Annotated in this window: 25 protein-coding genes and 2 pseudogenes; 8 read left to right on the top strand and 19 right to left on the bottom strand. The window is 64.7% G+C overall.

The annotated features are described in order from the left end of the window. Positions 1–3: 3 nt before the first annotated feature. From NY08_RS24095 to NY08_RS24075, 5 genes and pseudogenes are all read right to left on the bottom strand, one after another. On the bottom strand, positions 4–837 hold the full coding sequence (locus NY08_RS24095) for a carbohydrate ABC transporter permease (RefSeq protein WP_032394107.1): 834 nt from the start codon (positions 835–837) through the stop codon (positions 4–6). After that, positions 837–1,787 (bottom strand): carbohydrate ABC transporter permease, encoded by a 951-nt coding sequence (locus NY08_RS24090; protein WP_032394106.1) that lies wholly within the window; start codon positions 1,785–1,787, stop codon positions 837–839. The genes NY08_RS24095 and NY08_RS24090 overlap by 1 nt, the downstream gene beginning before the upstream one ends. Further along, positions 1,784–3,105, bottom strand: a pseudogene (locus NY08_RS24085) (extracellular solute-binding protein). The gene NY08_RS24090 and the pseudogene NY08_RS24085 overlap by 4 nt, the downstream one beginning before the upstream one ends. A 195-nt stretch (positions 3,106–3,300) precedes the next feature. Further along, entirely contained in the window at positions 3,301–3,789 is a 489-nt protein-coding gene (locus NY08_RS24080; protein WP_032394104.1) for a general stress protein, read from the bottom strand. Positions 3,790–3,874: 85 nt separating this feature from the next. After that, a complete protein-coding gene (locus NY08_RS24075; protein WP_045199224.1) occupies positions 3,875–4,816 on the bottom strand; it encodes an HpcH/HpaI aldolase/citrate lyase family protein in 942 nt (313 codons plus the stop codon). Positions 4,817–4,890: 74 nt separating this feature from the next. Here NY08_RS24075 and NY08_RS24070 point away from each other — a divergent pair, with 74 nt between their 5' ends. From NY08_RS24070 to NY08_RS24045, 6 genes are all read left to right on the top strand, one after another. After that, complete coding sequence (locus tag NY08_RS24070; protein ID WP_032394102.1) at positions 4,891–6,165, top strand: magnesium transporter MgtE N-terminal domain-containing protein; 1,275 nt, start codon at positions 4,891–4,893, stop codon at positions 6,163–6,165. Positions 6,166–6,185: 20 nt separating this feature from the next. Continuing rightward, positions 6,186–6,728, top strand: coding sequence for a DUF1003 domain-containing protein (locus NY08_RS24065; protein WP_045199222.1), 543 nt, complete (start codon positions 6,186–6,188; stop codon positions 6,726–6,728). A 112-nt stretch (positions 6,729–6,840) separates the two neighbouring features. Then, complete coding sequence (locus NY08_RS24060; RefSeq protein ID WP_032394100.1) at positions 6,841–7,713, top strand: lytic transglycosylase domain-containing protein; 873 nt, start codon at positions 6,841–6,843, stop codon at positions 7,711–7,713. Positions 7,714–7,774: 61 nt separating this feature from the next. After that, positions 7,775–8,911 (top strand): Mrp/NBP35 family ATP-binding protein, encoded by a 1,137-nt coding sequence (locus NY08_RS24055; RefSeq protein WP_032394099.1) that lies wholly within the window; start codon positions 7,775–7,777, stop codon positions 8,909–8,911. A 92-nt stretch (positions 8,912–9,003) separates the two neighbouring features. Continuing rightward, positions 9,004–10,461, top strand: coding sequence for an amino acid ABC transporter substrate-binding protein/permease (locus NY08_RS24050; protein ID WP_032394098.1), 1,458 nt, complete (start codon positions 9,004–9,006; stop codon positions 10,459–10,461). Next, complete coding sequence (locus NY08_RS24045) at positions 10,458–11,231, top strand: amino acid ABC transporter ATP-binding protein (RefSeq protein ID WP_045199220.1); 774 nt, start codon at positions 10,458–10,460, stop codon at positions 11,229–11,231. Before NY08_RS24050 ends, NY08_RS24045 begins: the two co-directional genes overlap by 4 nt. 164 nt (positions 11,232–11,395) lie before the next feature. Here the strand turns inward: NY08_RS24045 and tatB are convergent, their stop codons facing one another. From tatB to sigE, 4 genes are all read right to left on the bottom strand, one after another. Continuing rightward, positions 11,396–11,845, bottom strand: a complete 450-nt coding sequence (gene tatB, locus NY08_RS24040) for a Sec-independent protein translocase protein TatB (protein WP_032394097.1) — start codon at positions 11,843–11,845, stop codon at positions 11,396–11,398. A gap of 18 nt (positions 11,846–11,863) precedes the next feature. Next, positions 11,864–13,405 carry a S1C family serine protease gene (locus tag NY08_RS24035; RefSeq protein ID WP_373453945.1) on the bottom strand — a complete coding sequence of 514 codons (1,542 nt, stop codon included), beginning with the start codon at positions 13,403–13,405 and terminating at the stop codon, positions 11,864–11,866. A gap of 84 nt (positions 13,406–13,489) precedes the next feature. Then, positions 13,490–13,816 carry an anti-sigma factor family protein gene (locus NY08_RS24030; protein ID WP_032394231.1) on the bottom strand — a complete coding sequence of 109 codons (327 nt, stop codon included), beginning with the start codon at positions 13,814–13,816 and terminating at the stop codon, positions 13,490–13,492. 16 nt (positions 13,817–13,832) lie between these two features. Further along, a complete protein-coding gene (sigE, locus tag NY08_RS24025; protein WP_045201066.1) occupies positions 13,833–14,459 on the bottom strand; it encodes an RNA polymerase sigma factor SigE in 627 nt (208 codons plus the stop codon). Between the two features lie 239 nt (positions 14,460–14,698). On the opposite strand from sigE, the pseudogene NY08_RS24020 reads away from it, so the two are divergent. Then, positions 14,699–15,309: pseudogene (locus NY08_RS24020) on the top strand (O-methyltransferase). A gap of 67 nt (positions 15,310–15,376) precedes the next feature. On the opposite strand, the gene glgC reads toward NY08_RS24020, so the two are convergent. Then, positions 15,377–16,591 (bottom strand): glucose-1-phosphate adenylyltransferase, encoded by a 1,215-nt coding sequence (glgC, locus tag NY08_RS24015; RefSeq protein WP_032394095.1) that lies wholly within the window; start codon positions 16,589–16,591, stop codon positions 15,377–15,379. Between the two features lie 76 nt (positions 16,592–16,667). On the opposite strand from glgC, the gene glgA reads away from it, so the two are divergent. Further along, positions 16,668–17,831, top strand: coding sequence for a glycogen synthase (glgA, locus tag NY08_RS24010; protein ID WP_032394094.1), 1,164 nt, complete (start codon positions 16,668–16,670; stop codon positions 17,829–17,831). Positions 17,832–17,841: 10 nt separating this feature from the next. Here glgA and NY08_RS24005 read toward each other — a convergent pair whose 3' ends face one another. The 9 genes from NY08_RS24005 to NY08_RS23970 all read right to left on the bottom strand — a co-directional run bounded on the left by NY08_RS24005 (position 17,842) and on the right by NY08_RS23970 (position 25,094). Continuing rightward, complete coding sequence (locus NY08_RS24005) at positions 17,842–18,696, bottom strand: methyltransferase domain-containing protein (protein ID WP_045199218.1); 855 nt, start codon at positions 18,694–18,696, stop codon at positions 17,842–17,844. A 112-nt stretch (positions 18,697–18,808) separates the two neighbouring features. Then, complete coding sequence (locus NY08_RS25720) at positions 18,809–18,976, bottom strand: DUF3117 domain-containing protein (protein WP_008714277.1); 168 nt, start codon at positions 18,974–18,976, stop codon at positions 18,809–18,811. A gap of 95 nt (positions 18,977–19,071) precedes the next feature. Further along, positions 19,072–19,680 (bottom strand): DNA-3-methyladenine glycosylase I, encoded by a 609-nt coding sequence (locus NY08_RS24000; RefSeq protein ID WP_032394092.1) that lies wholly within the window; start codon positions 19,678–19,680, stop codon positions 19,072–19,074. Continuing rightward, positions 19,677–20,006, bottom strand: a complete 330-nt coding sequence (locus NY08_RS23995) for a DivIVA domain-containing protein (protein WP_032394091.1) — start codon at positions 20,004–20,006, stop codon at positions 19,677–19,679. Before NY08_RS23995 ends, NY08_RS24000 begins: the two co-directional genes overlap by 4 nt. A gap of 30 nt (positions 20,007–20,036) precedes the next feature. After that, entirely contained in the window at positions 20,037–20,966 is a 930-nt protein-coding gene (locus NY08_RS23990; RefSeq protein WP_032394090.1) for a glucosyl-3-phosphoglycerate synthase, read from the bottom strand. Beyond that, positions 20,963–21,823: a dihydropteroate synthase gene (gene folP / locus NY08_RS23985; protein ID WP_032394089.1), complete on the bottom strand. Its 861-nt coding sequence runs from the start codon at positions 21,821–21,823 to the stop codon at positions 20,963–20,965. The genes NY08_RS23990 and folP overlap by 4 nt, the downstream gene beginning before the upstream one ends. Positions 21,824–21,859: 36 nt before the next feature. Then, complete coding sequence (locus NY08_RS23980; RefSeq protein WP_045199216.1) at positions 21,860–23,635, bottom strand: long-chain-acyl-CoA synthetase; 1,776 nt, start codon at positions 23,633–23,635, stop codon at positions 21,860–21,862. 92 nt (positions 23,636–23,727) lie between these two features. Beyond that, positions 23,728–24,291, bottom strand: coding sequence for a TIGR00730 family Rossman fold protein (locus NY08_RS23975; protein WP_032394087.1), 564 nt, complete (start codon positions 24,289–24,291; stop codon positions 23,728–23,730). Next, positions 24,288–25,094, bottom strand: coding sequence for a TIGR00730 family Rossman fold protein (locus tag NY08_RS23970; protein ID WP_032394086.1), 807 nt, complete (start codon positions 25,092–25,094; stop codon positions 24,288–24,290). Before NY08_RS23970 ends, NY08_RS23975 begins: the two co-directional genes overlap by 4 nt. Positions 25,095–25,097 lie beyond the last annotated feature (3 nt).

The following is a 25,097-nucleotide window of genomic DNA, read 5'->3' as shown; positions in this document are numbered from 1 at the left end:
CGGTTATCCCTTCACTGCGCCGGACGTCAAGCCCGCCACGATACGTCGTTGGAAGAAGAGCACGAAAATGATGATCGGGATCGTGATGACGACTGCTGCCGCCGCGATCGACCCCGTGGGCTCCTCGAACTGAGAGCTACCGGTGAACTGCGAGATGGCCGCCGGGACGGTGACCGAACGTTCCGTCGCCGTCAACGAGATGGCGAGCAGAAGGTCGTTCCAGGCGAAGATGAACACCAGAATGGCGGCGGTGACGATGCCGGGGGCGGCCAGCGGAGCGATGACCTTGCGGAACGCCTGTGCGGGCGTCGCGCCGTCCATCTTCGCTGCCTTTTCGAGCTCCCACGGAATCTCACGGAAGAACGCCGACAGGGTGTAGATCGCCAACGGCAACGCGAAGGTGATGTACGGGATGATCAGTCCCGGCCAGGTGTCGAACAGTCCCAGCGAGCGGGAGATGTCGAACAGCGGTGTCACCAGCGAGATCTGCGGGAACATCGCGATGAGCAGCGCCGCACCCACGAGCGCCTTCTTGCCCGGAAAGTCAAGGCGAGCAACGGCATACGCGGCCATCGTGCCGATCACCACGGCGATCACCGTGGTGATCAATCCGATGCCGATCGAGTTCACCAATGCCGAGGTGAACTGGTTCGTCTGGAAGATGCCCTTGTAGTTCTCGAGGGTGAACGACTGCGGAATGAACCTGCCGTCCGCGATGGTCGCCGTCGACTTGAACGACAGGCTGATGATCCACAGCAGCGGAACGAGTGCGTAGAGCAGGACGAGGACGTTGACGACCGTCCAACCGACCTTCTTGCGAGGCGTAACAGTGGTCATTACTTGCGGCCTCCGTCGTCGGATCCCGGTGCCGATGCACCGAACAACTTGATGAACACGAACGCGATGATCGCGACGCAGAAGAAGATCAGGATGCTGATCGCCGACCCGAGTCCGAGGTTGAACGCACCGAAGAGGTTGTTGTAACCCAGAATCGAGACCGATCCGGTTTCGTTGCTGCCTCGGGTCAGGACGTAGATGTTGTCGAAGATGCGGAACGCGTCGAGGGTGCGGAAGAGCACCGCGACGAGGATCGCCGGCTTCATCAACGGAATGGTGATCCGCATCAGCCTGGTCCAGCCGCCCGCCCCGTCGACCTCGGCGGCCTTGAGCAGGTCGTCGGGCACCAGCGCCAGGCCTGCGAGCAGCAGCAGCGCCATGAACGGCGTCGTCTTCCACACTTCGGCCAACACGACGATCGCCAGTGACGGGAACTGCTCGGTGAGCGGGGCACTGCCGTCGGGCAGCAGATTGGCGAGGTAGCCCGTGCCGGGGGTCCACGCGTAGTACCAGCTGTACGCGGCGGCGACGGTCACGATGCCGTACGGAATGAGCACCACGGTGCGCACCAGTCCACGGCCGAAGATGGTGCGGTGCATGACCAGAGCCACCGCCAGGCCGAGGATGAACTCGATGATCACCGAGATGATCGTGATGCCCGCCGTCACGCCGAACGCCGTCCACCAGTAGCCGTCGGAGAGCACGGTCACGTAGTTGGAGATGCCGACGAATTCACGATCCTCGGGGAATGCGAGGTTGTACTTCTGCAGGCTGAGCCAGAACGCGTAGATGATCGGGTACCCGGTGACCGCGATCATCAGCAGGGCTGCGGGTGCGATGAGCAGCAGACCCAACCGTCGTTCGGCCTTCTTGCCGTCGGAAACGTTCTTCAGAGCCGCCTGCTTGTCGACAGGCTGCGATGCGGGCTGTGACTCGGTGGTGGCGCTCATGGAATCAACCCTTCGGAATTGACGGCCTTGGTGACCAGATCAGCGAGCTTGTCCACGTCGGCCACCGGATCGATGTTCTGCGGCGGGTTGAGCGCATCGGTCAACAGAATCGAGATGCTCTGGTACGCAGGCGAAACGGGCCGCACGGCCGCCGACTCGATGGAACCGAGCACCCCTTCCCACGCGGGATAGACGGCCTGGAACTCCGGATCGTCGTACAGGCGTGCAAGCACCGGCGGCACACCACCGTTGACGGCGTTGTTGCGCTGGTTCTCCTCGTTGGTGAGGCACTCGACGGCCTCCCACGCGAGGTCCTCGTGCTGCGTGGTCTTGGCGACGCCGATGTTGAACCCACCGATGGTGACCTTGGCGGGCTCGCCAGCATCGACCTCCGGATACGGGGCGCTGCGGAAGACCTCGGCGATCCGCGCGTCCTGCTGGTCGGCAGGCACGTTCGACAGGTCGAGGAACGAGACGGCACCGGCGACGGCGTTCTCCTTCAGACCGGGCAGCACGAACGGGTAGTTGACCTGGAAGGCCATCCGTCCCGCTTCCATCCCGAGCCGGGAGGTTCCCTCGTCGCTCTGCGAGACCGACGGGTCGCGGCCATCGGCGGTGGCGACCCGCTTGATGATCTCGAGGGCCTTCTCGGTGGCGGCGCGGTGCTCGGGAGTGTCGTTCAGTGTCACCGTCGTTCCGTCTTCGCCGACGACCGATCCTCCTGCGCTCTCGAGCAGCGAGTTGAACCAGACCATGAAGCCCTCGTACTGCTTGGCCTGGACGCCGATCTCCGAGGGCCTTCCGGCGGCCGCATTGGCCTCGGCCACGTCGATCAGCTGATCCCACGTCTGCGGGGTACCCCGTCCGGCACCTCGTCGGGCCGGTACCAGAGCAACTGGGTGTTGGAGTTCAGCGGAACCGCGTAGAGCTGGTCCTGCCATTCGGCCGTGGCGAGCGGACCTTCGAGGGTGGAGCCGTCGCGCAGCTTTTCGGACAGGTCGTCGGGCACGGGCAATGCCCATCCGGCTTCGGCGAATTCGGCCGTCCACACCACGTCGAGTGTCATCAGATCGAGCGTCCGGTCGTTGCCTGCGAGGCGCCGCGCGAGCTGGAGACGCTGATCATTTGCGCTCTTGGGCAGCGTTCGCTGCTCCACGCGGTAGCGACCGTTCGAGGCGTCCGAACACACCTGTGCCGCAGCGGCGTACTGCTCTGCGCCGTCTGCGGCAGTGTAGAAACTCAGAACCGGAACCGAACTGTCGGACGAACCACACGCTGCGAGCAACGGACTCGTCACCAGAGCCGCTGCCGCCAACACCCCTATCCTCGTTGCTTTTCCACGCCTACGACCACGATGTCTCGGCACTTTCCGCCTCCGTACGTTCAGTTACTCGCGCAGCACACTGTGTGGGACTGCCGTGCACGAAAGAAACGTAACCGAACTCACTGGCATTGAGGGGAGATTGGGGCTATTCCGTTACCTGTCGGTTGCCTTGTCGTCCACCAGGTGTGATCAGATCGACAGTTTCGCGAGCAGGTCGCGCGCTTTCTCCGCGGTACGGGGTTCGCAGAGGACGTCGTAACGACCGGCGACCAACTGCATGCTCGACGCGAAATCTCGCTGCCCCTTGGTGGCCGCGTACGGAATGGACGCCGAGATCAGGCCGAAGATGATGCCGCCGCCGACGCCGATGAGCAGAGCTCCGAGGATGTTCTCGCTGAAGATACCGAGGACCAGGCCGAGGAAAACGCCCAGCCATGCACCCGAAACAATGCCTCCACCAATCACTTTGGGCCACGTGAGCCGGCCCAGGACGCGCTCGACCTGCATCAGGTCGACGCCGACGATCGTCACGTCCTGTACCGAGAACTCCTCGTCGGACAGGTAGTCGACGGCGCGCTGTGCCTCGGCGTAGGTGGGGTAGGAACCGATCGGCCAACCGGAAGGCGGCGTCGGCAGTCCCTGCCCTGGGCGGCCCGACTGCGAGAGGGGATTAGTCATGACTCCATTGTGCCCCGAAACGGACACCCGGCACACCCGTTGTAGCGGTTCACAGCAGGTTGACGGTCGGTCAGGACGTGGTCGGTCAGGTTGTGGGCGGCACGAAAGCGGTCGTGCGCGTCATTCCTGCGGCGCGGCCCTTCGCCGAGACGACGAGCGCCATCTTGCGGCTCGCCTCGTCGATCATCTCGTCGCCCAACATCACCGCACCGCGACCGCCACCCGCCGCGGACGTGTGGAACTCGTAGGCGTCGAGAATCATCTCGGCCTTGTCGTAATCGGCCTGACGCGGCGCGAAGATCTCGTTGGCGGCCTCGATCTGCGTCGGATGCAGCACCCACTTGCCGTCGAAACCGAGGCCGGCCGTGCGCCCGGCCGCCCGACGAAAGGCGTCGAGATCTCGAATTTGCAGGTAGGGGCCATCGATCGCCTGCAGACCGTGGGTCCGGGCAGCGAGCAGAATGGTCATCAGAATGTGGTGATAGGCGTCGCCCGTGTCGTATCCGACCGGTTGCTCGCCGACGACCAGAGTGCGCATGTTGACGCTCGCCATCAGATCCGCAGGGCCGAACACCAGAGTCTGCACGCGCGGGCTCGCCGTCGCGATCTCGTCGATGTTGCGCAGACTGCGTGCGCTCTCGATCTGCGGCTCGATCCCGATGGCACCGACCTCGAGACCGTGCTCCTTCTCGAGCTGAGTGAGCAGCAGATCCAGCGCCTGCACGTGCGCGGCGCATTCCACCTTCGGCAGCAGGATGGCGTCGAGATTGCGTCCGGCACCCGACACGACGTCGATGACGTCGCCGTAGGTCCACTGCGTCGTCCAGTCGTTGACGCGCACGACCTTGATCTGATCGCCCCAGCCGTCGGAGTTGAGTGCGTCCACGATGCGCGCTCGGGCCGCCACTTTCGCCAGCGGCGCGACGGCGTCCTCGAGATCGAGAAAGACCGCGTCGGCGGGCAGTCCCTTCGCCTTGTCGATCATCTTGTCCGAACTGCCCGGAACGGCCAGTACCGACCGCCGCATGCCCGAAGCTCTCACGAAAGCACAACCCCTGTCTGATTCACCCTCTGTACTGCCGAGCCTCTAACCTTGCCATCATGGCAGCACTGAGCAAGGTATTCGCGGCCAGGCTCGCCGGCCTGGGTGTCCTGGGCCCCGACGGCGAATCGATCGGCCGGGTTCGTGACGTGGTCGTCTCGATGCGTGTCGGCAGAGCGCAGCCGAGAGTCCTCGGCCTTGTGGTCGAATTGGCAACTCGCCGAAGAATTTTCGTGCCGATGCTACGAGTGACGAGCATCGAGCCCAATTCCGTTCAACTCACGACCGGAAACGTCAGTCTTCGTCGATTCACCCAGCGCGCCAACGAGATCCTGGTCTTCGCGCAGATCCTCGACTCCAAGGTGCGCGTCGACGACCCCGAGCTCGACGAGCTGCACGACGTCGATTCCATCGTTGTCGACCTCGGCATCGAACTCACCCGAACTCGCGACTGGGTGGTCGCGCGGGTGGCGGTCCGCAAGCAACGGCAACGGCTCGCGCGGCGTGGTGCCATCCACGTCGTCGATTGGCAGCACGTGCAGGGGCTGACACAGAACGAGCTGTCCATGCCCGATCAGGGTGTGGCGCAGCTGCTGATGCAGTTCGAGGATCTTCGCGCGGCCGACGTGGCGAACGCGATGCGCGAGCTGCCCGTCAAGCGCCGGATGGAGGTGGCGCGCGCTCTCGACGACGAGCGGCTCGCGGACGTCGTCCAGGAACTGCCCGACGACGATCAGGTGGAGTTGATGCACTACCTCGGTGTCGACCGTGGTGCCGACGTGCTCGAGGCCATGGACCCGGACGACGCCGCCGACCTGCTGGGCGAGCTGCCCGAGACCGAGGCGGAATCGCTTCTGCGCCTGATGGATCCAGAGGACTCCGCGCCTGTCCGTCGTCTGCTCGAACACTCCCCCGATACCGCCGGTGGTCTGATGACCCCCGAGCCGGTGGTTCTCACCGCGTCGACGACGGTGGCCGAGGCGCTCGCCCGGGTACGTAATCCCGACCTGACGCCTGCGCTGGCCTCCCTGGTGTTCGTCGTGCGGCCCCCGACCGCGACACCGACCGGCCCGTATCTCGGCTGCGTGCATCTGCAGCAATTGCTTCGAGAACCCCCGGCGAGCCTGGTCGGCGGTGTGGTGGACAGCGCTCTGCCGAGATTGTCCCCCGAGGACAGTCTCACCGCCGTGACGCGGTACTTCGCGACGTACAACCTCGTCTGCGGCCCGGTGGTCGACGACGAGGACCACCTGGTCGGGGCCGTGACCGTGGACGACGTCCTCGATCACCTGCTGCCCGAGGACTGGCGAGATCAGGAAGTGGCGGGACAGTGAAAGAAACAGCACGCCAGAGAATGGACACGCCGCGCGGGTCGCGGATGTTCAATGTGAACCTCGACTTCGACCTCGGCAAGTCGGGCGAGAAGGCCGCACGATTCCTCGGCACCGGCCGCTACCTGGCCATCCAGACGGGAATCGTGATCGTCTGGATCTTCCTCAACGTCGTGGCGGTCAACCTCCAGTGGGACCCCTACCCCTTCATCCTGCTCAACCTCGCGTTCTCGACCCAGGCCGCGTACGCAGCTCCGTTGATTCTTCTGGCCCAGAATCGGCAGGACGACCGCGACCGCGTCTCCCTCGAGGAGGACCGTTCTCGCGCCCAGCAGACCAAGGCCGACACCGAGTTCCTCGCTCGTGAACTCGCCGCGCTGCGCATCGCCGTCGGCGAGGTCGCCACCCGCGACTACCTGCGCCGCGAACTGGACGAGATCAAGGCACTCCTCGAGCAGGCGACGGGTCAACCCACGGTCTCTCCCAAGAAGGCACGAAAGAAGGCGGCCGCGCGGGTGCACGACGACATGGGCATGCCGGACGCATCGGACCCCGATACGCACTAGGTCCGCTCTGTAACAGCCCGATAACGGAACAGTCTCGAATCAGGTACCCTCGATCCCGGTCATCAGGTCGGGCCCCGGTTGTCATCCGGGGAAATCAGGAGGTACAGCACGCGTGGGTCGTCACAGAAAAGCATCGAATTCCAAGGTCAGACGGAATTCGGTGATTGCTCTGGCAGGTCTCGTCCCCGCAGGACTCGTCACCGCCGCCACCAGCGCCGGAGCCACGGAATACATCCCGTTCGTCAGCGCGAAGACGTCCCCTGCCGCGCAGGAATCGAACTCCGTCGTCGAAACTCCGCAGCCGATCGCCCAGGACGGACAGGCGCAGCCGGTCGCCCAGGCCGAGCTTCCCGTGCCCGCTGCGGTCCCCGCACCGGCGCCGGTTCCCGAGATCCCGCCCACACCTGAGCTGCCCACCAACCTCGCGGTCAGTCCCATCGCGATTCCGGTCGTCAACGTCTCGGCGTACAAGAACGCCGAGCGCATCCTCGCCCAGCAGCAACCCGGCTGCGGCATCAGCTGGACCGTCATCGCCGGCATCGGCCGTGTCGAATCCACCCACGCCAACAACGGCAAGGTCGACGACTCGGGCGAGCTGCACGAGCCCATCCTCGGGCCACGACTGAACGGCACCCTCGCGGGCAATCAGGTGATTCGTGACACCGACGGCGGCGCGCTCGACGGTGACACCGAATACGACCGTGCCGTCGGACCCATGCAGTTCCTACCCTCGACGTGGAACCTCTATCACGCCGACGGCAACGGCGACGGAGTCTCCGACCCACAGAATCTGTTCGACGCGGCCCTGGCCACCGGCATGTACCTGTGCGACGACGGCACCAACATGCGTGACCTGGGATCGACCACCAAAGCGATCCTGCGTTACAACAACTCGATGGCCTACGTGGCGAACGTGCTCGCGTGGTCGGCCGGATACGCCACCGGCATCGTCCCGACCTCGGACCAGCTCCCGCGCATTCACTGATCGGCCGTCCGCACCTGCCCTGCTGTCCATCGGCGCACAGCCCACCGCCTAGCATGAAGCAATGGCTGTACTGACCGAATCCGACGTTCGGACCGCGCTCTCGAAGGTGATCGACCCCGAGATCCGCAAACCCATCACCGATCTGGGGATGGTCAAGAGCATCGACATCTCCGACGACGGAGCCGTCGGCGTCGGCATCTACCTCACCACCTCCGGGTGCCCGATGAAGACCGAGATCAGCGACCGCGTCAAGAACGCAGTCGCCGACGTCGCAGGCGTCGGCACCGTCTCGGTCGAACTCGACGTGATGAACGACGAGCAGCGCACCGAACTCCGCAAGTCACTGCGCGGCGATTCCGCGGAGCCGATCATTCCCTTCGCGCAACCCGGATCCCTGACGCGCGTGTACGCGGTGGCGTCGGGCAAGGGTGGCGTCGGCAAGTCCAGTGTGACGGTCAATCTCGCCGCATCGCTGACTGCTCGCGGACTCTCGGTCGGTGTGCTCGACGCCGACATCTACGGCCACTCCGTGCCCCGGATGCTCGGGAACGACGCCCGGCCCACGCAGGTCGAGAAGATGATCATGCCGCCGCAGGCGCACGGCGTGAAGTTCATCTCGATCGCCCAGTTCACGCAGGGCAACACTCCGGTCGTGTGGCGTGGACCGATGCTGCACCGTGCGCTGCAGCAGTTCCTCGCCGACGTCTTCTGGGGCGATCTGGACGTGCTGCTGCTCGACCTTCCGCCCGGTACCGGAGACGTGGCAATCTCTGTCGCTCAGCTCATTCCGAGCGCGGAAATCCTCGTGGTCACCACCCCGCAGCAGGCCGCGGCCGAGGTCGCCGAGCGCGCGGGTGCAATTGCACTACAGACTCGGCAGCGCGTGGCAGGCGTCGTGGAGAACATGTCGTGGCTCGAGCTCCCCGACGGCACCCGGATGGACATCTTCGGATCCGGTGGCGGACAGGACGTATCGGACAGACTCACCAAGGCAGTGGGTGCCAGCGTTCCACTTCTCGGCCAGATTCCGCTCGACACCGCCGTCCGAGAGGGCGGTGACGCAGGCACGCCGATCGTGCTGAGTAACCCGGAATCGCCTGCGGCACAGGCACTCGAGGCCGTCGCAGCGAAACTCGCCGTACGCGAGCGCGGTCTGGTGGGAATGTCACTCGGCATCGATTCGGCACGCAAGCTGTAGGGCGCGCGCTTATACCCGACAAACGACGCGGGAAACAGGGTTGGGGCCTTAGGATTTGCCTTCGATCCTATTGTCGATAGAGAGTGGCCTTCATGAAGAAGCCGCATCGGGTCAGGCCGGTCGTCGTTCCGGTTCTGATCGCACTGCTGATCACCCTGCTGGGATCGCTGCTCGGTCCCGCTATGGCATCCGCACAACCCGCCCCGCCTGCACAGAACTATTCGATCGCGACGGACACCACGTTCGCACCGTTCGAATTCCAGGACGAGAGCGGCAAACTCGTCGGAATCGACATGGACCTACTCGCCGCGATCTCGGTGGATCAGGGCTTCGACTACACCGTCGAGCAGGTCGGTTTCGATACCGCACTCCAGGGCGTCACCAGCGGCCAGTTCAACGGAATGATCGCCGGCATGTCGATCACCGACGAACGCAAGGCCACTTTCGACTTCTCCGAGCCGTACTTCGATTCCGGTGTCCAGATGGCGATTCTGGATTCCAACGACGAGATCAAGGGCTACGAGGATCTGCGCGGCAAGTCCGTCGCAGTCAAGAACGGCACCGAGGGCGCGACCTTCGCAGCGTCGATCGCAGATCAGTACGGCTTCACCATCCGGAGCTTCGACGACTCGGCAACGATGTTCGAGGAAGTGCGCACCGGTAACTCCGCGGCCGCCTTCGAGGACTACCCGGTGCTCGCCTACGGCATCACCCAGGGCAACGGATTCAAGACCGTCACCGAGAAAGAAGCCGGTGCCAGTTACGGATTCGCCGTCGCCAAGGGCACCAACGCCCAGTTGCTCGAACAGTTCAACACCGGCCTCGAGAACCTGCGCGCCAACGGCCAGTACGACCAGATTCTCGACACCTACCTCAACGCCGATGCCTCCACCGCCGACACGTCCATCCCCGGTCTGATCGCCAGCAGCTGGCAGTTGCTGCTCAAGGGACTGTGGCTGACCATCGTGCTGACCGTCATCTCCATCGCCATCGCGCTGGTACTCGGCGCGATCTTCGGCCTGTTCCGCGTCTCGACCAACATCGTGCTCCGCGGCATCGGCACCACCTACGTCGACATCTTCCGTGGCACACCGCTTCTGGTGCAGGCATTCTTCATCTACTTCGGTGTCCCCGCGGCGCTGAACTTCCAGATGTCGGCGTTCACCGCGGGCATCATCACGCTCTCGCTCAATGCCGGTGCGTACATGGCCGAGATTGTCCGCGGTGGGATTCTCGCCGTCGACAAGGGCCAGATGGAAGCATCGCGCAGTCTCGGCATCAGTTACCTCAAGTCGATGCGAAAAGTGGTGATGCCACAGGCAATTCGCACGATGATCCCGTCGTACATCAATCAGTTCGTCATCACGCTCAAGGACACGTCACTGCTCTCGGTCATCGGCCTCGCCGAACTGACACAGACCGGTCGTCTGATCATCGCCCGCAACTTCGAGTCGTTCAACATGTGGCTCATCGTCGGCGTTCTGTACTTCATCATCATCATGGCTCTCACCAAGCTGTCGAACCGGCTCGAGAAGAGGATCAACAAATGAGCACCGAACTGACCAAGGACCTGCCGGTCGACAGCGGTTCCGGAACCAAGATCTCCATCAGGGGCCTGCAGAAGGCGTTCGGCGACAACACGGTCCTCAAGGGCATCGACGCCGAGATCGCCAACGGTGAAGTGGTGTGCGTGATCGGGCCATCGGGCTCGGGCAAGAGCACGTTCCTGCGTTGCCTGAACAAGCTCGAAGACATCACTGCCGGATCGGTCGTCGTCGACGGCACCGACCTGACCGCGAAGAACGTCGACCTGGACAAGGTGCGCCAGAACATCGGCATGGTGTTCCAGCACTTCAACCTCTTCCCACACATGACCGCGCTCGAGAACGTCATGCTCGCGCCCGTCGAGACGAAGAAGATGTCGAAGTCGCAGGCCAAGGACGCGGCCCGGAAGCTGCTCGAACAGGTGGGCCTGTCCGAGCGTGCGGACTACAAACCCGCCAACCTCTCCGGCGGGCAGAAGCAGCGCGTCGCCATCGCCCGAGCGTTGGCCATGAGCCCGTCGATCATGCTGTTCGACGAGGCCACCAGTGCTCTCGACCCTGAAATGGTCGGCGAAGTCCTGCAGGTGTTGCGAGACCTCGCGCAGGGCGGCATGACGATGGTCGTCGTGACCCACGAAATGGGCTTCGCACGCGAGGTCGCGGATCGCGTGATCTTCATGGCCGAAGGCGTCATCGTCGAGGAGGGAACACCCGACGAATTGTTCGGTAACCCGCAGAACCCTCGCACCCAGGACTTCCTGAACAAGGTCCTCTAGCCGCCCCGCTCCCCGGTTGCGTCAATGGACCACTGCCGCGCTCAGACGTGTGCAATGGTCCATTCACGCAGCAGCGGGGTCGGCATGAATGGACCACTGCCGCGCTCAGACGTGTGCAATGGTCCATTCACGCAGCAGCGGGGTCGGCCATATGCAAAGCAGCGTCAGGTGGCGTCGGCGTCGATGGGCGGGGTGTCGCCTGCAGACAGCTTCGGCTCGTTCTTGCTCATCGACACCCCACCCTGTGACGTGTTGATCTGGGGCGTCGGGCCGCCCGAGCTTTTCGGCTTGGCGTCGAAGGGCTTGCCCTTGAAGGTGTCCTCGAGTGGGTTCTTGAAGACCGAGTCGTCTCCGTCGAGCAGATGTTTGGTGATCACTGCCCGAGGGGTCATGCCGCGAAGTTGGTTGAGATCCGCCAGCGGCTTGCGGAGGTCCTCGAAGTCGGTGCCGAGTTCGTCCTTGAGCTGCTGGCTCGCACCGTTGGCATAGTCCTTGACCTGACGGATGGACTTCGACACCCAGCTGATCGCGCCGGGGAGGCGATCGGGGCCGAGGATGACGAGAGCTGCTACGAGGAGAATGACGAGCTCTCCCCAACCGATGTTGCCGAACACGTCTGCCAGCCTACGTCGTCAGTCCGAAACCGGCGTGACGGACAGGTCCACCAGCCGCCCGGACCGAACGAGTTGCACTGGAACGGGCTCCCCGATCGTCGTGGCCTGCACGGCGACGACCAGTTCGTCGGCGTCGCCCACTGCTCGGTCACCGACCTTGGTGATGACATCTCCTTCGACGATTCCGGCCTGCTGGGCAGGACCGCCCGAGCGGACGTTCGCCACTTCCGCGCCGGCCGAGGTGTCGTTGATGACCGAGCGGGCATTGATTCCGATGTCGGGGTGCCGCATCACGCCGTCCCGGATCAGCGCCTGTGTCACCTCGAACACCTCGTCGACCGGAATGGCGAAGCCGAGGCCGACCGATCCGCCGCTCTCGCTGCGGATGGCGGAGTTGATGCCGATCACGCGGCCTTCGAAGTCGATGAGCGGGCCACCGGAGTTGCCGGGGTTGATGGCGGCGTCGGTCTGTACGGCATCGATGACGGCATTGGTGTCGGTGCCTTCACCCGACAGGGCAACGGGTCGGTCGAGCGCGCTGACGATGCCGGAGGTGACGGTCTTGTTCAATCCCAGCGGTGAGCCGACGGCGATCACGTCCTGCCCGACGCGAACGTCGGCGGAACGACCGAGCTCGGCCACGGTGAGGTTGCCGACGTCGGTCTTGAGGACGGCGAGGTCGGTCTTGGTGTCTCGTCCGACGATGTCCGCTGGCACCTTGGTGCCGTCGGAGAAGGTCACTTCGAGGGTCGAGTTCTCCGGGTCGGATGCGGCCAGTGAGATCACGTGATTGTTCGTCACGATGTAGCCCTCACCTGCGATGACGACGCCCGAGCCGGTACCGCCGGTGTCGCCGAGCGTCACCTGGATCGACACCACGGAGGGCAGGACTGCGTCGGCGACCTTGCTGATCTGCCCGCGCGGGATGTCGTCGCCGCTGGATTGGGTCAGAGTCACTTTCTGGCTGGTCAACGCGCCGGTCACCTCGGCGGTGAGGCGACCGAACAACCCGCCGACCAATCCGATGACGAGTGCCAGAACACCGAGCACCACCAGAGCTCGGGCCGATACCGACCGCCCGAACAGCACGTCGCGCACACCGAGTTTGGTTCCCGGCGGCAGCACTGGAGGGGGCGGGGTGTCGAGCGCCGCGCTGCCGAGGGACACCCGAGCGGTGGGGTCGCGCCACGGATCTGCCGGAGCCGACGGAGCGGCGTCGCTGTCGTCCTCGGCGTTCGGGTCGCGCTGCAGCGATTCCGTGGCATCGTCCGGGCGTCCGAACGCCTCGGCGAGGATGGGATCGGGTGGACGCACCGAAACACGTGAGGGAAGTTCCTCACCGGGCCTACGAGGAGAGAACGAACCGTCCACGTCGTCGGGACGTCCGAACACCGAAGCCGACACCGGATCGACGGAAGGTCGATACACCGGACGAGGTGGCAACCGCGGACCCTCCGGTCCCGCCGAGCCGATGCCGTCGGGCTCGATCTCCGATGGGTCGGTGCCTGCGGCCTCGGTGCTGGTCGAATTCGATGTCACGCGTCCGGTTACCCCTCGCATACGTCGGTGTGAGAGTTCAGTATCACTCGAGCGGTCGGCGCGGCTCGATGCAGGTGAGAAGTCGTGGGGCAGATGTCGATGCGATCAGCGTCGGCGACGGCGGACGTCGGCGACAGCGGACATGAACGTTCTCTTGGTGTGGGTCGGCCGATCCTCGCCCGCGCAGGACGGTATCTGACTGAGCAGGCCGAGCAAGGAGTGTGGCATCGACATCTCCCCTGCTCCACGCAGTGCCTTGCGCGCCTGCTGCTGGGCCTCGACCTCGGCGGCGCACTCGGGGCATTCGGACAGGTGGTCTGCTGCGCGGAGATAGGCGGGCATTCGCAATTCGCCATCGACGTACGCCGCGATGGCCTCACTGGCCAGATGTTCGGTGGAGCTGAATCGCTTCGGCTTGCGCGCCTGCGTCATCCAACCCTCCTCGTAGCTAGTGGACACTTGCGTGACCGGAGTCGACCTTCCCGTGCACTCGAAGGTACTCGCGTAGCGCCTGGCGTCCACGGTGAATGCGACTGCGAACAGTTCCGAGCTTGACGCCCAGTGTCGCACCGATCTCCTCGTACGACAGTCCTTCGATGTCGCACAGCACGATTGCGGCACGGAACTCCGGTGCCAGCGAGTCGAGCGCGGACTGCAGATCGGGGTCGAGGCGAGCATCGTGGTAGATCTGCTCGGGGTTGGGTCGGTCCGAGGGAACACGGTCGTAGTCCTCGGGGAGCGCCTCCATACGGATGCGGCTGCGACGACGAACCATGTCCAGGAACAGATTGGTGGTGATGCGGTGCAGCCACCCCTCGAAGGTGCCCGGCTGGTAATTCGACAGGGAGCGGAACACGCGAATGAAAGTGTCCTGCGTCAGGTCCTCGGCGTCCTGGGCGTTGCCGGACAGGCGGTAGGCCAGTCGGTAGACGCGGTCGCCGTGTTCGCGAACCAGTTCGTCCCAGGACGGCATGGTGGAGTTCTCGCCGGTCGCATCGAACACTGCGGTGCCGCTGAGATCGTCGGGTGCGGGTACGGACTCGGGTAGACGCGCGCTGTCGCGATCGCCGTTGATCTTGTAAATAGTTGGATCCTCCTGCTCAGGACTGCGTACGTCCTTCTGATTCAACCGACGACTACCCTCGGATGTTCCAGCTCACACTTCGCAATCGAGATGGACCTTCGACTCCTGCACAGCCTGACGGACCCGCGTGTGGGTCCGGTATGAAACAGCTGAGGCGCACCTGAGAATGTGTGCGTGAGAATGTGCCCTGGGCACGATAGCCTCGGGGCGTGCCGACCAACGCCGAGAAGATGCTCGCCTACGCCGAAGACTCCGCTCAGGAGGACGAGGTTCTGATCGCAGCCAGAGAGCGAGCCGTCGACCTGGGTGCCGCACCGGTACCGCCGTCGGTCGGAGCGATTCTGTCCATCTTCACCCAGATGCTCGGTGCGAAGACTGTCGTCGAAATCGGTACCGGCGCTGGAATCAGTGGTCTGTGGTTGCTCGACGGGATGCGCGTGGACGGTGTGCTCACCACCATCGACACCGAGCCCGAGCACCAGCGTGCAGCCCGAGAAGCGTTCCGCGCGGGGGAATTGCGCCCTCGCGCACCCGGTTGATCAACGGCTGGGCGCTCGATGTGCTCCCCCGGTTGGCCGACGACACCTACGATCTGGTCTTCATCGATGCCAGTCCGGCCGACCATCCGCACTTCGTCGCCGAGAGTGTTCGACTCCTGCGACCCGGTGGAGTTCTGGTGCTGCACAACGCGTTACTGGGTGGGCGAGTCGCCGACCCGACTCAGCGCGACGCCACCGCAGTTGCCGTTCGATCCGCCGCCCGGGCCATCGCCGAGGACGAGCGTCTGACGACGGTGCTGCTGCCTCTGGGCGACGGGTTGATCTGCGCGTCGAGAGCGTAAATGCCTACGGCAGTGGTGCGGTCAGGAGCCACAGAGGGCACTTGACCGCACCACTGCGCGCAGCGCACTAGATCCAGACGCCCTTGCCGACGGAGACGACTCCCCCGGCGCTGACGTTGAAGCGTTCGCGGTCGCGTTCGTGATCGACACCGATGATCTCGCCGTCACCGACGACGACGTTCTTGTCCAGGATCGCGTGCCGCACCACCGCACCCTTGCCGATACGGACGCCGGGCATCAGGACGCTGCCCTCGACGGTCGCACCACTGTCGATCATGACGTTGGAGCTGAGAACCGAGTTGCGGACGGTGGCCGCGGACAGGATGCAGCCGGCACCGACGACCGACTCCTGAGCCAAGCCGCCCTGGACGAACTTGGCGGGCGGCAGGTTCTCGGCCGATCCGCGGATGGGCCAGCGCCGGTTGTAGAGGTTGAAGATGGGATGCACCGACACGAGGTCCATGTGGGCGTCGTAGAAGGCGTCGATGGTGCCGACGTCTCGCCAGTATCCGCGGTCGCGTTCGGTGGCACCGGGAACGACGTTGTCGTTGAAGTCGTAGACCGAGGCGACGCCCGCTTCGACGAGTGCCGGAATGATGTCGCCACCCATGTCGTGGTCGGAGTCGACGTTCTCGGAGTCGGCCTTGATGGCGTCGACGAGCACCTTGGTGGTGAACACGTAGTTGCCCATCGAGGCGTAGGTGACGTCGGGATCGTCGGGGGTCCCGGGCGGCTGCGCCGGCTTCTCGAGGAACTGGGTGATCTTGCCGTTCTCGTCCGAGTCGATGCATCCGAACGCGAATGCCTCGCTACGCGGAACCCGGATGCCCGCGACGGTGACGCCGGCACCGGAGTCGATGTGCTGCTGCACCATCTGCTCCGGGTCCATCCGGTACACGTGGTCGGCTCCGAAGACCACGATGTACTCGGGGTCCTCGTCGTACACCAGGTTCAGCGACTGGAAGATGGCGTCGGCGCTGCCGGTGTACCACCGGGGCCCGAGACGCTGCTGTGCCGGGACCGGAGTGATGTACTCCCCGGCGAAACCGGACAGTCGCCATGTCTGCGAGATGTGGCGGTCCAGTGAATGGGACTTGTACTGGGTGAGCACGCAGAGCCGGAGGTAGCCGGCGTTGACGAGATTGCTCAGTACGAAGTCGATGAGTCGGTAGGCGCCCCCGAAGGGCACGGCTGGCTTGGCTCGGTCCGCGGTCATCGGGTAAAGGCGCTTACCCTCACCGCCGGCAAGCACAATCCCTAGTACGTGCGGTTGTGTCCTCACCCACTCAACCTATCCGCACCGAGAGAACCTTGCTAGCAGTACACGCACAACTGCTGGGGAATGTAGGTTCGTTCACGTGCGCGTAGCAATGATGACCAAGGAATATCCCCCGGAGATCTACGGTGGCGCAGGAGTCCATGTCACGGAGTTGACCGCGCAGCTGAAATCGCTGTGCGACGTGGACATCCACTGCATGGGCGCGCCGCGCGACACCGCGCAGGTGCACGACCCCGATCCCGCACTCGCCGGAGCGAACGCCGCGTTGACGACGCTGTCGGCCGAGCTGCGGATGGCCAACGCCGCCGCCGACGCCGATGTGGTGCACTCACACACCTGGTACACCGGCCTCGCGGGCCATCTCGCCGCCGAGTTGTACGACGTTCCGCACATCCTCACCGCACACTCACTCGAACCACGACGGCCGTGGAAGGCCGAGCAGCTCGGCGGCGGCTACCGCATCTCGTCGTGGTCCGAGCGCAATGCCGTGGAATACGCAGACGCGGTCATCGCCGTCAGCGAGGGCATGGCCAAAGACGTGCTCGACGCGTACCCGCGGCTCGATCCGAGCCGTGTTCATGTGGTGCGCAACGGAATCGACACGCAGCGGTGGTTCGCCGACCAGGGCACCGCAACTCTGGACGAGATCGGCGTCGATCGAAGCAAGCCGATCGTCGCGTTCGTCGGCCGCATCACCAGGCAGAAGGGTGTGGGCCACCTGATCGCTGCCGCCCACCACTTCGACCCGTCGATCCAACTCGTCCTGTGCGCTGGTGCCCCCGACACTCCGGAGATCGCCGCGGAAACCGAGCGGGCCGTCGCCCTGCTCGCCGAGCAGCGCGGCGGTGTGTTCTGGGTCAAGGACATGCTGCCCACCGACAAGATTCGCGAGATCCTCACTGCAGCAGCCGTCTTCGTCTGCCCCTCGGTGTACGAGCCACTGGGCATCGTCAACCTCGAGGCGATGGCCTGCGAAACTGCTGTGGTGGCATCGGATGTCGGCGGCATTCCCGAGGTCGTCGACGAGGGCCGCACCGGACGCCTGGTGCACTACAACTCCTACGAACCCGATGCCTTCGAGCGGAACCTGGCCGAGACCGTCAACGAGGTCGCCCTCGATCCCGCGCTCGCGGCAGCGATGGGCAAGGCGGGTCGAGAGCGGGCCGTCGCCGAGTTCTCCTGGGCGTCGATCGCGAAGCAGACTCTCGCCGTCTACAACGACGCTCTGGCGCGCCGCCGCTGATCGGGACGACTCAGCGATTCGTCTTGCGATAGGTCGACACCGTCACCGACGCGGTGACCTCAGTGGTGTCCGGTAGCTGCGTCAGCGCCGCAGCCCGCGCCTCGGGGTCACCGTGACGCGCCGACGGGCCCATGCCGATCAAAGCCTCGATGTCGTTGTGCGAAAGCATCATCGAGTATTCCAGCGGAGATTCCGTGACCGGTTCGAACAGACCGGACAACGATTCGCTCAGGCGGCGGGGCTTGTCCTCGTCGACACCGATGAGTCCCAGCGGCCCCCGCAGCTCGCGCTGATGCCGCGTCGTGGGCGTGACGACCACCAACACGCCGTCGTCGACGAGTACCCGATTCAGTTCTCCGGCGTTGCGCGGAGCGAAGACGCACGTCACCGCGGACAGGGCACCCGACCGCACCGGAAGTCCGCTCCAGATGTCGGCGACCACGGACCCCAGCCGGGGATGGGACCGCGCAGCGCGCCTGGCCGCGAACTTCGACACGTCGACGCCCATCCCCCGAGCCTCGGGGTGGTCGTCGAGAACAGCCGCGAGATAGTGACCGGTTCCGACCCCGACGTCGAGCACCAACTCGCTGTCCACCGGGACCCCCGCAGACACTGCTCGGGCAATCGGGTCGAAGTGCCCCTCCCCCAGGAACGCATCGCGCGCGGCGATCATCTCGGCCGAATCGCCGGTGAACTTGCCGCCGTCACCGGTCAGCAGACTGACGTACCCCTGCCGAGCGACATCGAACGAGTGCCCTCGATCGCACCACAGCGCCCGATCCGTGTCGCCGACACCGAGCCCGGAGTCGACCTCGCGTGCTCGGCACTGCGGACACAGAAGCACGTCCACGACGTCGGTCAGCATCGGACACCTCCTCCGTCACGACTCTGCCGGACGACACAGTCGTGAACACAACACAAAGCCCCGCTTGCCGTCACGGCGAGCGGGGCTGAGCGATGATCGATCGACAGAACGGTCAGCCGGTGACACCCTTCAATTCGTCACCGAGCGCCGCGGCCTCGTCGGGGGTCAATTCGACGACCAATCGGCCGCCCCCCTCGAGCGGGACGCGCATGACGATTCCTCGTCCCTCTTTGGTTGCTTCGAGGGGACCGTCCCCGGTCCGGGGCTTCATCGCCGCCATCCTCTGCTCCCTCCAGATCTGCGCCCACCAGCTCGGCGCCTAGGCCAAAAAGACAATTTCGTCGCGGGGCGACGGGTGTTGTCCCCTATTCTTCCCTATCGTCGTCGATACCGGGAACCGGAGTCGGTATTGACGACCTGCACCCAACACCCCGACAGGTGATCGTCGACCATTCCGGTGGCCTGCATCAAGGCGTAGGCAGTTGTCGGACCGACGAACCGTAGGCCCCGCCGCTTGAGCTCCTTGGCCAGAGCGGTGGACTCCGGAGTCGAGGCGGGCACATCGGAGAACTCGGTCAGTCGCGCCGGCCTGGGTTTCGGAGCGAACGACCAGAGCAGGGTGTCGAGGTCGGTATCGTCGAAATCGACGATGGCACGTGCGTTGCTCACCGCAGCGTCGATCTTGAGCCTGTTGCGCACGATGGACGCGTCGTTCATCAACCGTTCGACATCGGCGTCGCCGAACCGGGCCACCAGCTCGGGATCGAATCCGGCGAATGCCGTGCGGAAGCTGTCGCGTTTGCGCAGGATCGTGATCCACGACAGGCCCGATTGGAACGCTTCGAGACAGAGCCGCTCGTAGAGCTCGTTGCGGCCGTGGAGCGGCTGTCCCCATTCGAGATCGTGGTAGTTCCGGTACAGGTCGTCGTCGGTGGCACCCCAGGGGCAGCGCAGTCGGCCGTCCGGTCCGGCGACAGCGCTCATCGCTCGTCCGGCTCATCCGGGGACGGGGCGACCGTCTCCTGTGCCTGCTGCGCAGCCGACAGCCGCGAACGGAGCATGTCGATCTCGCCGCCCAGTCGCTCCAACGCCCAGTCGACCTCGCTGGGCTTGTAGCCGCGCAGGCTCTGCTGAAACTTCAGCGCATGCACGTCGGCACCGGTGACGCCTTCGGCCGGCAGAACGGTCGCGGTGGTTCCCTCGGGCAGCGGGCCCAGTTCCTCACCGCGACCGAAAACCGCTGACGCCACGAAGAACAATGCAGCGGCGACGACGGCAATGACGACGACGTAGATCAGCAGCGTCAACATGCCACGATCTTGTCACGACCGCCCGACACGCTACTTCAGCGAGTTCATCGCCGGTCGGTCCAGCAACGACACCTCGGTCGAGAACGGCTCGAACGAGTCGCCGTCGACCCGGAACTGCATCAGACCGGCACCGGAATCGACCATCCCGCACCGATTGAGCATCGTCCCGACGATCTGTCTGCTCATGGCCCCGAGTTCGACCAGCGGGCGGTTGCGGTGCTTGCGCACACCCAGATTCACCTGGCCGATCGCCCGCAGTCCGAGCCTGTCGTAGGTATCGAGCAGCAGCCCGATCTCCACTCCGTAGCCGGGTGCGAACGGCACCGCGGACAGAAGCTCACGCGTTCCGGCATACTCACCGCCGAGGGGCTGAATGACCCCGGTCAGCTCGGGCCGAAGGGCAGCGAGCAGCGGCCTCGCCACGAGCTCGGTGACGCGTCCACCGCCGTTGGCGTCCTCGGTTCCACTGGTCCGTAACGGACGGCGGTAGTAGCCCTTGACGAGGTGGATGCCGTCGCCCATCAGCAGGGGGCCGAGCAACTTGGGCACGAACGCCGGATCGGGGTTGATCAGGTCGGAGTCGACGAACGCGATGAGATCACCGGTCGACGCGGCGACCGAACGCCACAGAACCTCGCCCTTGCCCGGTACCGGGTCCACACCGGGTACCGCTTCTTCTCGGCTGATGACGCGTGCGCCGGCCGCTGTCGCGCGCACGGCCGTCTCGTCGGTGGAACCGGAGTCCAACACGATCAGCTCGTCGACGAGGCCACCGAGCAACGGGTGGATGGTGTCGATGACAGCGGCGACCGTCTGTTCCTCGTTCAGTGCCGGCAGTACCACCGACACCGTTCGGCCCGCTTTGGCGGCCTCGAGCTCGGCAATGGTCCACTCCGGGGTGTCCCAGCTGTTGGTCTCGGACCACGCCCTGGTGACGTCCGTTCGATCTGCAAGCGTCATGCCAGACCCCTGACCGTCCGCGCCGGGGTTCTCAGTCCCTGGATCGCTGCCACCATGTCGACGACTCTTCTGGTCGACGCAACTTCGTGCACCCGGAACATTCGGGCTCCGCCTGCTGCGGCCAATGCTGTCGCTGCCAATGTTCCCTCCAACCGGTCGGCGAGCTCTACCCCTAGAGTCTCGCCTACGAAGTCCTTGTTGCTCAGCGCCATGAGCACAGGCCACCCGGTGTTTACAAGATCGTCCACGCGACGCAACAACTCGAGCCCGTGATAGGTGTTTTTCCCGAAATCGTGCGTCGGATCGATCAGAATCGAATCTTTTTTCACCCCCTCCGCAACGGCGTTCTCCGCGGCGGCGGTGACTTCGGTGATCACGTCGGCCACGACATCGGCGTACCGAACCCGATGCGGGCGAGTACGGGGCACCGCACCGCCGGTGTGCGAGCAGACGATGCCGACTCCTTCGGCGGCAGCGACGCGCACCAGCTCGGGGTCGGCCCCGGCCCACGTGTCGTTGATCAGATCCGCTCCGACACCGCAGGCCAGTCGAGCTACCTCGCTGCGCCAGGTGTCCACACTGATCAGCAGCTCCGGATACGCGTCCCGGATCGCCTCGACGAACGGGACGACACGGCGGATCTCCTCCTCGGCGTCGACGATGTCGCCGGGACCTGCTTTCACACCACCGATGTCGATCATGTCGGCACCCTCTGCGACAGCCCGGTGCACCGACGCCATCGCAGCGTCGTCGCTGAAATTCGCACCCCCGTCGTAGAACGAATCGGGGGTGCGATTGACGATGGCCATGACCAATGCGCGATCGTCGGCGACCGGTTTGCCGCAGAGGGTGCTCATGAAATCAATAGTGACACGAGCGCATCTTTCGGGTGCTCAGCCCTTGGGAGCCTTGCCTGCGGCGACCTCGGCGACGTAGCCGTCGTACGCCTTCTCGTAGCCACCGGACTTGCCGCGCAGCACGTACAGGTCGCTGTCGCCGTCTTCCTCGTAGCCGAGCTTGCGCAGGGCCACCTTCTGACTCTTGAACGTCGACGTCTGCTCGAGGCTGTCGACGACCCTGACGAAGAGGGGCACCGCGTACGTGGGGAGCTTGTCGTAGAGGTGCGCGGCCGTGGACTTGCCGTCGAAGGTCTCGCCCTCGCGCAGCGTCACCGCAGCCATGCCTGCCTTGCCGTCGGTTCCCTCGATGTCGACGCCGTACACGACGGCACCGTCGATCGACGGATGCCCACCGAGCGCACCTTCGACCTGGGTGGTGGCCACGTTCTCACCCTTCCAACGGAAGGTGTCGCCGAGACGGTCGACGAATGCGACGTGCATCCAGCCCTGCTTACGAACCAGATCGCCGGTGTCGAACCACGCGTCGCCGTCCTTGAAGCCGTCGCGCACCAACTTCTTCTCGGTGGCCATGTCGTCGGAGTAGCCGTCGAACGGCGCCCGGTCGGTCACCTTGGACAGCAACAGTCCGACCTCGCCGTTTCCGACCTTGCGGAGCTTGCCGTCCTGCCCGCGCTTGGCCTTGCCGGACTCCTCGTCGTACTGGACGACGGCGTACGGGAGCGGGCAGATCCCGGCGGTCTTCTTCATGTTGAGGGCGTTGATGAACGCGATGTTGCACTCGCTTGCACCGTAGAACTCGGCGACGCGGGAGATGCCGAATCGTTCGGTGAACTCCTCCCAGATCTCCGGGCGCAGTCCGTTGCCGACGATCAGTTTCACCGAGTTGTCGCGGTCGGAGCTCTTCTTCGGCTGTGTCAGCAGGTAGCGGCACAGCTCGCCGATATAGGTGAACGCGGTGGCCTTGTTGACCCGAATGTCGTCCCAGAAATTGCTCACCGAGAACTGCTTGCCGATGGCTATCGTCGCGCCGCCCGCGAGCACCGAGGACAGCGTCACCGTCAGCGCGTTGTTATGGTAGAGCGGCAGGCAGCAGTAGATGACGTCGTTGCTGCGCAGCCGGACACCCATGTTGCCGAGACCGGACATGGACTTGAGCCAGCGGAAGTGGCTCATCAGGCTCGCCTTCGGCATGCCGGTGGTGCCCGAGGTGAAGATGTAGAACGCCTTCTCCTTGGCCTGGATCTCGGCGGTCACCTTCGGGTTGGCTGTCGACGCCGTCGCGGCGAGTTCGGCGAGTTTCTTCAGCGGCAGTACGGCACCGACCTTCGGCTCCCCGTCGAGCGAATCGAGCGCCTCCTGCGCGTTCTCGTCCAGTACGAGGACCTTCGCCTCGAGAATGCCCAGGCTGTGTTCGAGTACATCGCCGCGCTGGTTGTAGTTCAGCATTCCCGCGGTGGCGCCGAGTTTGACGGCGGCAAGGGCGGCGAACAGCGCCTCCGGACGGTTCTTGCTGAGGATGCCGACGACGTCGCCGCGCTTGACTCCGTGGTCTGCGAACACCGCGGCGTACTGGTTGACGAGCTCGTTCGCGTCCCGGTAGGTGATCGACTCACCCTCGAACCGCACGAACGGACGGTCGCTGTTCTTCGCGGCAGCATCCTGGAAGACCTGACCGATCGACGCCTTGTGGTCGGGTTTGCGGGTGAATCCCGCCAGGCCCTTGAGGAGACTGGGCACCTCCGTCACCATTTTCGGCAACGCGACCGCGAGGTCGGTCACTCCAATTTTCTGACGGGCATCGACAGCCATGTACTCCCCTTTGAAGACGATGTGAGATTTCTTACCCTACTTGAGAGTAACAACTTTGAGGAGCGCACTCGTCGGCCACGGTTGGTGACCTGTCACAACGTTGCACAGGCGTCCAGGGCAGCCTCGACCGACGCGGTTCTGATCAGGGCATCCACAGCGCGCTGCTGGACGAAGCCCGTGGCCAGCAGCCCGTCGATCCACTGCATCATGCCGTCGAAATGTCCGAATGGGTCGAGCATCACCATCGGCTTGCTGTGCATCCCGAGATAGCCCGCGGTCCACGTCTCGAACAGCTCCTCCAACGTCCCGATGCCACCCGGCAAGGTGATGAACGCGTCGGCGCGGTCCTCCATGATCTTCTTCCGCTCGCGCATGGTGTCGGTGACGATCAACTCGTCGGCATCGACATCGGCGACCTCGCGATGCACGAGTGCTTTGGGGATCACGCCGACCGTGTTGCCGCCCGCAGCTCGCGTCGCCGCAGCAACGGCGCCCATCATCGACACGTTGCCGCCGCCCGAGACGAGCTGCCAGCCTCGTCGGCCGATCTCGGTGCCGACCTCGGCGGCGAGGTCGATGAAGGAGGAGTCGACGGGACCGGACGCGCAGTAGACGCAGACACTGATCGCGCGTTCGGTCGTGCCACGATCGCTCACTGCTGGGCCTCGCGGACGATCCGGACAGCCTCGTCGACGCTGTCGGTGCAGTGGATCAGTTCGAGGTCCTTCTCGGACACCTTGCCTTCTTTCACGAGAGTCGTCTTGATCCAATCGAGCAGTCCCGACCAGAAGTCCTTGCCCAGCAACACGATCGGGAACCTGGTGACCTTGGCCGTCTGCACCAGGGTCAGCGCCTCGAAGAGTTCGTCGAGAGTACCGAAGCCGCCGGGAAGGCACACGAACGCCTGCGAGTACTTCACGAACATGGTCTTGCGAACGAAGAAGTAGCGAAAGTTGACGCCCAGATCGACCCATTCGTTGAGGCCCTGCTCGAACGGCAGCTCGATCCCGAGCCCGATCGAGTACCCGTCGGCCTCGCTCGCACCTCGGTTCGCCCCCTCCATCGCGCCCGGCCCACCACCGGTGATGACGGCGAAGCCCTCCTTCGCGAGAGCGGCTCCGAGCTGTCGGGCTCGGGCGTACTCGGGATGGTCGACGGGGGTGCGCGCCGAACCGAACACCGTCACGGCCTTGGGGACCTCGGCGAGTGCACCGAATCCCTCGACGAATTCGCTCTGGATGCGCAGCACTCGCCAGGTGTCGGAGTGAATCCAGTTCCCCGGTCCTCGCTCGTCGAGCAGGCGCTGATCCGAGGTGGAGGTCTCGGTGTTCCGGCCACGCCGAAGTACGACGGATCCCTTGTGCTTGGCCGGCTTCTCGCTGCTGTGCCACTCGAAACTGCTGTGTTCTTCGGAACTGCCGTGTTCCTCGGAACTACCTGGGTCCTGGTCGCTGTTCATGGC

The sequence above is a fragment of the Rhodococcus sp. B7740 genome, from assembly GCF_000954115.1.
GTDB lineage: Bacteria > Actinomycetota > Actinomycetes > Mycobacteriales > Mycobacteriaceae > Rhodococcoides.
The sequence above is the reverse complement of the archived record's forward strand: the minus strand, read 5'-3'. Positions and strand labels throughout refer to the sequence as shown.